The 10050-nt window shown below is 69.2% G+C and carries 5 protein-coding genes; 2 read left to right on the top strand and 3 right to left on the bottom strand.

Annotation, left to right across the window (positions count from 1 at the left end):
- Positions 1 to 404 (bottom strand): response regulator (locus ABZ260_RS38160; protein ID WP_355627213.1); only part of this gene is annotated, 404 nt, incomplete at its 3' end.
- A 181-nt stretch (positions 405 to 585) separates the two neighbouring features.
- On the opposite strand from ABZ260_RS38160, the gene ABZ260_RS38155 reads away from it, so the two are divergent.
- On the top strand, positions 586 to 1290 hold the full coding sequence (locus ABZ260_RS38155; protein ID WP_355627211.1) for an ABC transporter ATP-binding protein: 705 nt from the start codon (positions 586 to 588) through the stop codon (positions 1288 to 1290).
- Entirely contained in the window at positions 1290 to 3701 is a 2412-nt protein-coding gene (locus ABZ260_RS38150; protein WP_355627209.1) for an FtsX-like permease family protein, read from the top strand. The genes ABZ260_RS38155 and ABZ260_RS38150 overlap by 1 nt, the downstream gene beginning before the upstream one ends.
- Before the next feature lie 206 nt (positions 3702 to 3907).
- Here the strand turns inward: ABZ260_RS38150 and hrpA are convergent, their stop codons facing one another.
- A complete protein-coding gene (hrpA, locus tag ABZ260_RS38145; RefSeq protein ID WP_355627207.1) occupies positions 3908 to 7801 on the bottom strand; it encodes an ATP-dependent RNA helicase HrpA in 3894 nt (1297 codons plus the stop codon).
- A 217-nt stretch (positions 7802 to 8018) separates the two neighbouring features.
- Positions 8019 to 10050 (bottom strand): glycoside hydrolase family 6 protein (locus tag ABZ260_RS38140; RefSeq protein WP_355627205.1); only part of this gene is annotated, 2032 nt, incomplete at its 5' end.

Genomic DNA, 10050 nt, shown 5'->3' with positions numbered 1-10050 from the left:
TCCAGGCGCAGGCCGGCGATCTCGCGTACGGGCGGCCTGTTGTGCGCGCGCCTGCGGTCGAGTGCCCGGAGGCGGAGCACGAGTTCCTGGAGATCGAAGGGCTTGGTGAGGTAGTCGTCGGCCCCGAGCCCGAACCCGGAGGCCTTGTCGTCGAGCCGGTCGGCGGCGGTGAGCATGAGGATGGGCATGCCGCTGCCGGAGGCGATGACGCGTTTGGCGATCTCGTCGCCCGAGGGGCCGGGGATGTCGCGGTCGAGGACGGCGATGTCGTAGGCGTTGACGCTCAGCAGCTCCAGAGCGGTGTCGCCGTCACCTGCGATGTCTGCCGCGATCGCTTCCAGGCGTAGGCCATCGCGGATGGCTTCTGCCATAAAGCGTTCGTCCTCAACGATCAACACACGCATGCTCCGAGGCTACGAGCCGGCGCATATCGTCGGCATATCGAAAACCACATACGTGCTGGCAACACCACGCTGCCTTGACTGCAGGCATGACCTACAGCGAGCCAGCACGAACAGCAGCCCGCCCTACACGATCGACGATCCTCATGGCTCTCCAGCCTGGTCCCCCGGAAGCCTCTACGCCATGACGGCCACCACCCGGCAAGCCACTCAGGAAACCCTGGCCGCCAGCGCGCGGGACCTGACCAAGACCTACGGCCGGGGCGAAGCCCAGGTGCATGCCCTGCGCGGCGTCGACCTCGACCTCCCACGAGGCAGGTTCACCGCGATCATGGGGCCGAGCGGGTCGGGCAAGTCCACGCTGATGCACTGCCTGGCCGGACTCGACCAACCCAGCGGCGGCACCGTCACCGTGGCCGGCACCGACCTCGGATCACTCGATGACGACGCGCTCACGATCTTCCGCCGCGAGCACATCGGCTTCGTGTTCCAGTCGTTCAACCTGCTGCCGATGCTCACCGCGGGAGAGAACATCGTGCTCCCGCTTGAGCTGGGCGGTCGCCGGGTCGACGACGCGGCACGGGAGCGCGCGCGCATGCTCGCCGATGTCCTCGGCGTGGCCGACAGGCTCGGCCACCGGCCCGCTGAGCTGTCCGGCGGTCAGCAGCAGCGGGTCGCGATCGCCCGGGCCCTGGTCACCCAGCCGGACCTGCTGTTCGCCGACGAGCCCACCGGAAACCTGGACAGCACCACGTCGGCGGAGGTGCTGGATCACCTGCGCCGGTCGGCGCGCGAGCTCGGCCAGACCGTCGTTATGGTCACCCACGAGCGGGACGCGGCGGCGTACGCCGACTATGTGGTCACCATGCAGGACGGGCGGATCGTCTGATGCGGACCGTCTTCCTCGCGTCGCTGCGCACCCACCTCCGCAGGTACGTCGCAGCGGCGATCGCGGTCGCCGTCGCAGTCGCCTTCGTCGTCGTGGTCGGCGTGCTCACGTCCGGGGCATATAGCGGACTCATGGACGGCCTGGGGGCGCCGTACCGCAATGCCGACCACGTGGTCTCGGCGGCGGGGTGGCCATCGTTCGAGCTGGACCCGAAGGCCGCGATCGCATTCACCGAGCGACACGGTGAGAACGCGGCCGCGACCGGCCGGGCAACGCTGTCGGCGCGCGTGAAGGGCCGGCGGCTCTCCGAAACGACCGTGGGGCCGATCGCCATCTTGGAGGAGTGGCGCTGGCAGGAGCTCAGCTCGGGGCGCTTCCCAGCGAGCACGGGCGAGGCGGTGGTGGACGTGTATTTCGCCCTGGCCGAGAATATCGCGGTCGGCAACCGGATTCGGATCGGCGAGGGCGCCGCCGCGCGCGACGTACGAGTGGTCGGTCTCGTGGAGTCGCCCTCGCCCCCGGCCCAGGCCTCGATGTACGTCACCTGGCCGCAGTTGCTGCAGTGGCGCGACCACCTTCATCTGAACGCGGTGGCGGTGCGCGGGGAGGTAGGTCAGCTCCCGGAAGGCGCGAAGGCGCAGTCCCCGGAGGGGTTCGCCGCGGAGCGGCTGACCTATGTCCAGAACAGGGTGAACAGCTTGTCGGTGATGCTGCTGTTGTTCGCCGGCATCGCGCTCTTCGTCTCGGTCCTGGTCATCGCGAACACGTTCTCCATCCTGTTCGCGCAACGACTCCGCGACTTCGCACTGCTGCGCTGCGTCGGCGCGACCCGGCGGCAGGTGGTGCGTTCGGTACGCCGCGAGGCGGCCGTCGTCGGGGTGCTCGCGTCGCTGGCCGGGACACTGGTCGGTATCGGTCTCGGCTACGGGCTGATCGCCCTGATCAGCGCCCTCGCGCCGACCGTCCCGATGGGTGCCGCCGAGCTGCCCATGCTCTGGCTGCTGGGCGGGTTCGCCGTCGGCCTGGCGGTCACCATGGTCGCGTCCTGGTTGCCGACCCGGCGTGTGGTCCGAGTGAGCCCGCTGGCGGCGCTGCGCCCGGATGCCGCGGTCGACGTACACACGGCCACCGGCCTGGTGCGGCTGGCGCTCGCTGCGCTCCTCCTGGTCATCGGGCCGGCCCTGCTCGGGGTGGCGATGGTCCAGGGCAGTACGGCGTTCATGCTGGCCGGCGGAGGATCGGTGTTCGGCGGCGTACTCCTCTTCGGGCCGGTGCTCGTTCCCCGCCTGGTCCGGATCACCGGCGCGCTGCTCGGCCCCGCCGGGCGGCTGGCGACCAAGAACGCTGTGCGCAATCCGCGGCGGACCGCCACCACCACTGCCTCCCTGCTGGTCGGCGTCACCCTGACGACCGCCGTACTCACCGGGATGACCACGTGGCGTTCGTCGTTGGATGAACAGATCGGTAGGGACCACCCCATCGATGTCGCGCTCACCTCGCCCAAGGAGCCGGTCACCACTGACCTCCTCAACCGGGTACGTCACACTCCCGGTGTGGAGCAGGCCGTTTCAGTGGACGGCGCCGTGGCCCGAGTGGCCGGGCTCGACGAACCGATCCCGGTTGTCACCGCACCGGCCGCGGCGCAAGTGGCCCGCGACGGCGGGGCGTTCGCCCGGGTGGAGCCGGGGAAGATCAGAATCGATTCCGAGGCCTTCGGCAAGAGCCTGAGTCTCCGGCCCGGCGACCGGGTCACGGTGCGCGTCGGCGACCGGCGAGCCCAGTTGCAGGTCGCCGTCGGCACCGGCTGGGGCCGGGCGGGCGTGGTCGCGCCCGAGACGCTGGCGACGCTCACCGACGCCCCCGAGCCACATGCCATCTGGATCCGCGCCTCCTCCGGCGCCGACCCGGCTCGACTCGGCAGTGACCTGGACGAGCTGGCGGATCCGGTTGGCGCGACGATCGAGAACGGGTTGCGGACCTGGGAGTCGCTGGACCAACAGCTGGGAATCTACACCTGGTCAGCACTCGGCCTGCTCGGCATCGCCGTCGTGATCGCCCTGATCGGGATCGCGAACACCCTGGGGCTCTCCGTACTCGAACGCGCCCGCGAACACGCGATGCTGCGCGCGCTCGGGCTCACCCGCAGGCAGCTGCGGCGGATGCTGGCGACCGAGGCAGTGCTGCTGTCGGTGGTGGCCACCCTGCTCGGCACCGTGATCGGCGTCGGGTTCGCCTGGGTCGGCTACGAGACGATTGTGAAGCGGGCTCTCAGGGACGCCACCATGCAAGTCCCCTGGCCATCACTCGGCGTCGTCGTCCTCATCTCCGCCCTGGCCGGACTCCTCGCCGCTGTTCTCCCGGCACGCCGGGCCGCCCGGGTGACACCGGCCGCAGGGCTGTCCCTCGACTGAAACCCCTCGTCAATCGCTTGGCCGGCGGCTGAGGAAGTCCACCGTGCGCGGCACTGGGTACGCGACGTGTCCATGCTCGGGTGCATAGACGAGTCCCTTCTTGATCAGTAGGGACCCGCTGAAGACGACCGCGTTGCAGTGCACAGCACTGTGGCACTACAGCACAGCCCCGGCAGCCGTTCCCCCGCCCCGGTGGGCGAACCGGCTCAGAGTTTCTCCATCGCCTTGCGGATGCGCTTGTCGGAGATCGAGTACGGAGTGCCGAGTGTCTGGGCGAAGTAGCTGACCCTGAGCTCCTCGATCATCCAGCGGATCTGCCGGACGTCGTCGTCGGAACGGCGGGCCGGGGGGAGCTTCTCGACCAGCTCGTGATAGTCGTCCTCGATGTCGTGCACCTTGCCCATCCGCTCCCCGTCGCGGAACGCGTCCTCGTGCACCTTCTCCAGCCGCCGCTCGGCTCCCTTGAGATAGCGGAGCAGGTCGGGCAGGCGCTTGTAGCCGGTCTCGGTGACGAAGCCCGGATAGACCAGGTTGGCCACCTGGTCTCGGATGTCCTCGATTGCGGGCGTCGAGCGGGACTCGGGCAGCAGCGTCGAGACGGTGTGCCAGACCTTGAGGATGCTCTCGACGCGAGCGACCACCTCGGCCGTGGTGTCGAAGAGCTCGGCGCGGACCGCCTCGTGCAGGGCGGTGTAGGCGGACTCGTCCCAGACCGGCCCGCCGTACTCGTTCATGAGATGGTCGGCGGCGCAGGCGATGCAGTCGTCGAACAGGGCGACGGCACCGGCGTGCGGGCTCCGGCTCAGGGCGAGCTTGGACTGGTTGCCGAGGCGGCCGAGCACCCATTTGGCCGGGGACGGGGTGTTGAGCAGCAGCAGCCTGCGGGTGCCCTCCCACATGGCCCGGCGCTGCTCGGCCTCGGTCTCGAACATCCGTACCGCCACGGTGGCGCCCTCGTCGGCGAGCGCCGGATAGGCCTTCATCCTGCGCTGCTCGAATGTCTTGGGCAGCGCGCCCACGGTCCACCCCGTCAGGCCGGATTTCTCCAGGCCGTCGGCGGCCTTGGAAAGGGTCTGGCGGAGCTTGGGGGCGAGGCGCCGCTTGAGATCGGCCAGGTCCTTGCTCTCGGCCAGCTTCTGCCTGCGACCGTCGGTCACCCGAAAGGTGATCTTGAGGTGGTCGGGGACCAGGCCGGGCTGCCAGTCCTCGCGGGTCACCTGAAAACCGGTCAGGTTGAGCAGCTCGCGCTCCAGCACCGCGAGCAGCGGCTCCTGGGTGGGCTCGGCCCGCTCCAGGACCTTCTTGGCGTAGTTGGGGGCGGGGACGAAGTTGCGCCGGATGTTCTTGGGCAGGCTGCGGATGAGCGCGGTGAGCAACTCCTCGCGCAACCCTGGGATCTGCCAGTCGAACCCCTCGACGTTGACCTGGTTGAGCAGCGCGAGCGGGATGTGCGCGGTGACGCCGTCGGCGTCGGTGCCGGGCTCGAACTGGTAGGTCAGCGGGAAGCGCAGGCCGCCCTGGCGCCACACGTCGGGGTAGTCGCGCCGGCTGATGTCGCCGGCCGACTCGCTGATCAGCATCGACTTCTCGAAGCTGAGCAGGTCGGGCTGGTCGGCGCGGACCTTCTTCCACCAGGAGTCGAAGTGCCGCCCGGAGACGACGTCGGCGGGAACACGCTGGTCGTAGAAGTCGAACAGGGTCTCGTCGTCGACGAGGATGTCGCGGCGCCTGGCCCGCTCCTCCAGCTCCTCGACCTCTTCGAGGAGCTTGCGGTTCTCGGCGAAGAAGGCGTGGTGGGTCTCCCAGTCGCCCTCGACCAGAGCGTGCCGGATGAACAGCTCCCGGCTCAGCTCGGGGTCGATGCGGCCGTAGTTGACCTTGCGCTGGGCCACGATCGGCACCCCGTACAGGGTGACCTTCTCGTAGGCCATCACCGAGCCCTGCTTCTTCTCCCAGTGCGGCTCGGAGTAGGTGCGTTTGATCAGGTGCGCGGCGAGCGGCTCGACCCACTCTGGTTCGATCTTGGCGTTGACCCGGGCCCAGAGCCGGGAGGTCTCCACCAGCTCGGCGGACATCACCCAGAGCGGCTGCTTCTTGGCGAGCGCGGAACCAGGGAAGATCGCGAACCGGGCGTTGCGCGCGCCCACGTACTCGGTCATCGGCCTGCGCGGCTCGTTCGTGCCGCGGCGGGCGCCGGGCTCCGCGGTCTTCTTGTCGATGTCCTTGACGCCGACGTGGGAGAGCAGGCCGGAGAGCAGGGAGATGTGGATCCTCTGCTCGTCGCCGGGGGTGCTGTTGAGGGCGACGCCGAGGGTCTTCGACATCTGGCGTAGCTGGCCGTAGACGTCCTGCCACTCGCGGACCCGCAGGTAGTTGAGGAACTCCGCCTTGCACAGCCGTCGGAACGCGCTGGAGGAGAGCTCCTTCTGCTGCTCCTGCAGGTAGTTCCACAGGTTCAGGTACGAGACGAAGTCGGACTCCTTGTCGGCGAACCGGCGGTGCTTGTCGTCGGCGGCCTGCTGCTTGTCGGCCGGGCGCTCGCGCGGGTCCTGGATCGACAGGGCGGAGGCGATGACCATGACCTCGCGGACGCAGCCGTTGTGGTCGGCCTCCAGCACCATGCGGGCCAGTCGCGGGTCGACGGGCAGCCCGGCCAGCTTGCGGCCGAGCGGGGTCATCTGCCGCCCCTGGTCGAAGGCGCCCAACTCCTGGAGCAGGTCGTAGCCGTCCCTGACCTGGCGCTGGTCGGGCGGCTCGACGAACGGGAAGGCCCCGATGTCGCCCAGGCCGATCGAGGTCATCTGCAGGATGACCGAGGCGAGGTTGGTACGGAGGATCTCCGGGTCGGTGAACTCCGGCCGGGTGACGAAATCGTCCTCCTCGTACAGCCGGATGCAGATGCCGTCGGAGACCCGGCCGCAGCGGCCCTTGCGCTGGTTGGCCGAGGCCTGGGAGATCGCCTCGATGGGGAGGCGCTGGACCTTGGTGCGGTGGCTGTAGCGGGAGATGCGGGCGAATCCGGGGTCGACCACGTACTTGATGCCGGGCACGGTCAGCGAGGTCTCGGCCACGTTGGTGGCCAGCACGACCCTGCGCCTGGTGTGCCGCTGGAAGACCTTGTGCTGCTCGGCGGCGGACAGCCTGGCGTACAGCGGCAGGATCTCGGCGTCCTTGCGTTTGGCGAGCGCCTCGGCGGTGTCGCGGATCTCCCGCTCGCCGCTGAGGAAGACCAGGATGTCGCCGGGTCCCTCGGCGCACAGCTCGTCGACCGCGTTGCCGATCGCCTGGATCTGGTCGTCGTCCTCGGCGATCGGCCGGTAACGCACCTCAACGGGGTAGGTCCGGCCGGAGACCTCCACGATCGGCGCGTCGCCGAAGTGCTTGGAGAAGCGCTCGGGGTCGATGGTCGCCGAGGTGATGATCACCTTCAGGTCGGGGCGGCGCGGCAGGAGTTGCTTGAGGTAGCCCAGGATGAAGTCGATGTTGAGGCTGCGCTCGTGCGCCTCGTCGACGATCAGCGTGTCGTACTGGTCGAGGTCGCGGTCGTTCTGCAGCTCGGCCAGCAGGATGCCGTCCGTCATGACCTTGACGAGTGTGCCGTCGCTCACCTGGTCGGTGAAGCGCACCTTGTAGCCCACGGCGTCGCCGAGCGGGGTGTCGAGCTCTTCGGCGACGCGCTCGGCCACGGTACGGGCGGCGATCCGGCGGGGCTGGGTGTGCCCGATCAGCCCCCTGACGCCCCGGCCGAGCTCCAGGCAGATCTTCGGTAGCTGGGTGGTCTTGCCCGAGCCGGTCTCACCTGCGACGATCACGACCTGGTTGTCGCGGATCGCCTCCAGGATGTCGTCCCTGCGCTGGCTGACCGGCAACGCCTCCGGATAGGTGACCGTGGGGACGCCGGCGCGGCGTCGGGCGACCCGGCGCTCGGCCCGCTCGATGTCGGCGGTGATCTCGACGGTGATCTTCTGCTGCGCGGCCCGGTTTCTGACCTTGCGAGCCCCGTCGAGCCTGCGTCGTAGCCGCCGCTGGTCACGGAGCGTGAGCTCGGGCAGGCGCGCGTGCAGCTCGGAGAGCGGAGATGTCAAAGGAGGCGTTCCCATACTGAAACCCAGGATACTTTCGGCCCGCGCCGGACGGCTCACGCGTGCCCTTCGAAGGCCCCACATGAAGCCCCGACCGTTCATGCTGCCCGACCCGCCGCTTCCTCGCATCCCAATATCCGCCCCGCCGAAAAGAGAACGGCTCCGCCGCCCCCGGCGGGGGCGGCGGAGCTTCGCAGGTCAGGTCCCGCAGGGGGCGGGACCCGGGATCAGCTGACTACGGGAGCGCCGGGTAGGCGTTCTGCAGCAGCTGGCGGAACTGGGCGGAGAACCAGTGGCCGGAGACCGGCGCGTCGGCCAAGGCGCCGCTCATGCTGTTGCCGTTGCGCTCGTTGCCGCCGTAGGTCGGGTCGCACATCCGGTCGAAGCCCTTGCCCTCGTTGTTCGGGATCTCCTTGCTGGAGCCGTCGGACTCACCCGGGGGCTTGATCCAGACGTAGGCGTCCAGACCGGCGGCGGGGCTGGCCTGCGGGCGCTCGCCCAGACCGGCACCGCTCTGGTTGCACCAGTTGCCGGCGTGGATCCGGCGGTCCACCCTCGAGTCATTGACGAAGGTGTTCATGACGGTGGAGGTGCTGGCGGCGGCCGGGCGGGCCGAGCCTCCCCAGCCGTTGCGGGAGGTGTCGATCAGCATGCCGATGTTCGACTTGAAGCCCTTCTGGATGAGCGTGTTCCGGAAGGCCTGGGCGAAGGAGAGCTCGTCGACGTAGAAGTTCCAGTCGACCCAGCTGGACTGGCGGACGGTCTGGCCGTTGACCAGGGTGTTGATGGTGAAGTGGGGCTCCTTCAGCGCCGAGTAGTTGGCGGTGTTGGTGATGAAGCCGTCCACGCTGTCGAAGCCCTTGATGGTGCCGGAGACGGTGGTCGCGAACAGGTCGGCGGACGGGCCGAAGTTGGTGTCCCAGCCGAGCCAGCCGTGGTGACCGGCGTCGATGTAGGTGTAGACGTTGTTGATCGCGTGCAGCTTGTCCAGGGCGTAGCGGACGCCGTTGACGTAGGCGCCACTGTCCTTGGCCTCCTGGCACTTGGCCACGTTGAGGTTGGTGATCAGGTTGGGCAGCGAGTCGATCTCGATGATCGACACGATCCGCAGGGCCGCGTACTTGGGCTCGGCCATGATCGCGGCGATCGGGTCGATGTACTCGGTCTTGTAGCGGTTCAGGCCATTCTGGGAGATGAGCAGCTCACCGTTGGAGGCCAGCGCCGAGCAGTCGCGGTTGGGCAGGTTGTAGATGACGAACTGGATCGTCAGCGGCTTGCTGCCGTTGGCCGCGTCCTGGCGGAGCGCCTCGTCCAGGTGGGCGCGGAGGCCCATGGCCGAGGAGGAGCCGGCGATGGCGGCGATGCGGTCCAGCCACACACCGGTGGAGATGTTGGCGACCGCGCTGCCGCCCGGCTCGGCGGCGGCCTTGGCCGACCAGTCGGGGTTCACGTAACCGGTGGCGTCGGTGTACGGGTTGTCGACGTGGCCGACCGGCGGGTTGCCGTCGTCGTCGGCCTCGGTGGCGGTGACCGTGGCGCTGGTGTAGCCACTGGCGGCGGCCGTGATGGTGGCGGTGCCGTTGGTCTGGTCGGCGTCCTGGGCCGCCGAGACCGTCACGTTCTGCGCCGTGTTCCAGTTGGCGGTGGTGAAGGCCAGCGTGGAGGGCGAGATGGTGATGTCGCTGTCACCGGTCTTGCTCAGGTTGACCGTGACGTTTCCGGTCGGCGCCTGGCTGAGCCTGAAGCCGACGGTCGCGGAGCCACCCTCGGGGACGCTGACGGAGGTCGGGGAGGCGACGATCGACGGGGTCGAGGTGCCGGCCACGGTGAAGGGGACCGCGGCGGTCTCGGTGGAGAGCGCCGGGGTGGCGTTGTCGTACGCCTTGGCCTTGGCGGTGTGGGAGCCGGCCGCCAGGCCCGTGGCGGAATAGGAGTAGGGGGCGGTGGTGTCGGTGTTGACCAGCGTGCCGTCGACGTAGAACTCGACCTTGCTGACCGCGCCGTCGTCGCTCGCGGTCGCCGTGAGCGGCACGGCGGCGCCGGCCTGGTAGGAGGCGCCCGAGGCGGGGCTGGTCAGGCTGACCGTGGGCGGCTGGTTGCCGGGGGTGGTCCCGCCGCAGGCCACGCCGTTGATCGTGAAGGAGGTCGGCTTGGGGTTGGTACCGGACCAGTTGCCGTTGAAGCCGATGCTGGTCGAGGCGCCGGTGGCCAGGTTGCCGTTCCAGTCCAGGTTCTTGGCGGTGACGGCCTGGCCGCTCTGCGCCCAG

Source organism: Streptosporangium sp. NPDC006013 (assembly GCF_040614275.1).
GTDB lineage: Bacteria > Actinomycetota > Actinomycetes > Streptosporangiales > Streptosporangiaceae > Streptosporangium.
This window is presented reverse-complemented; position numbering and strand designations above follow the sequence as displayed.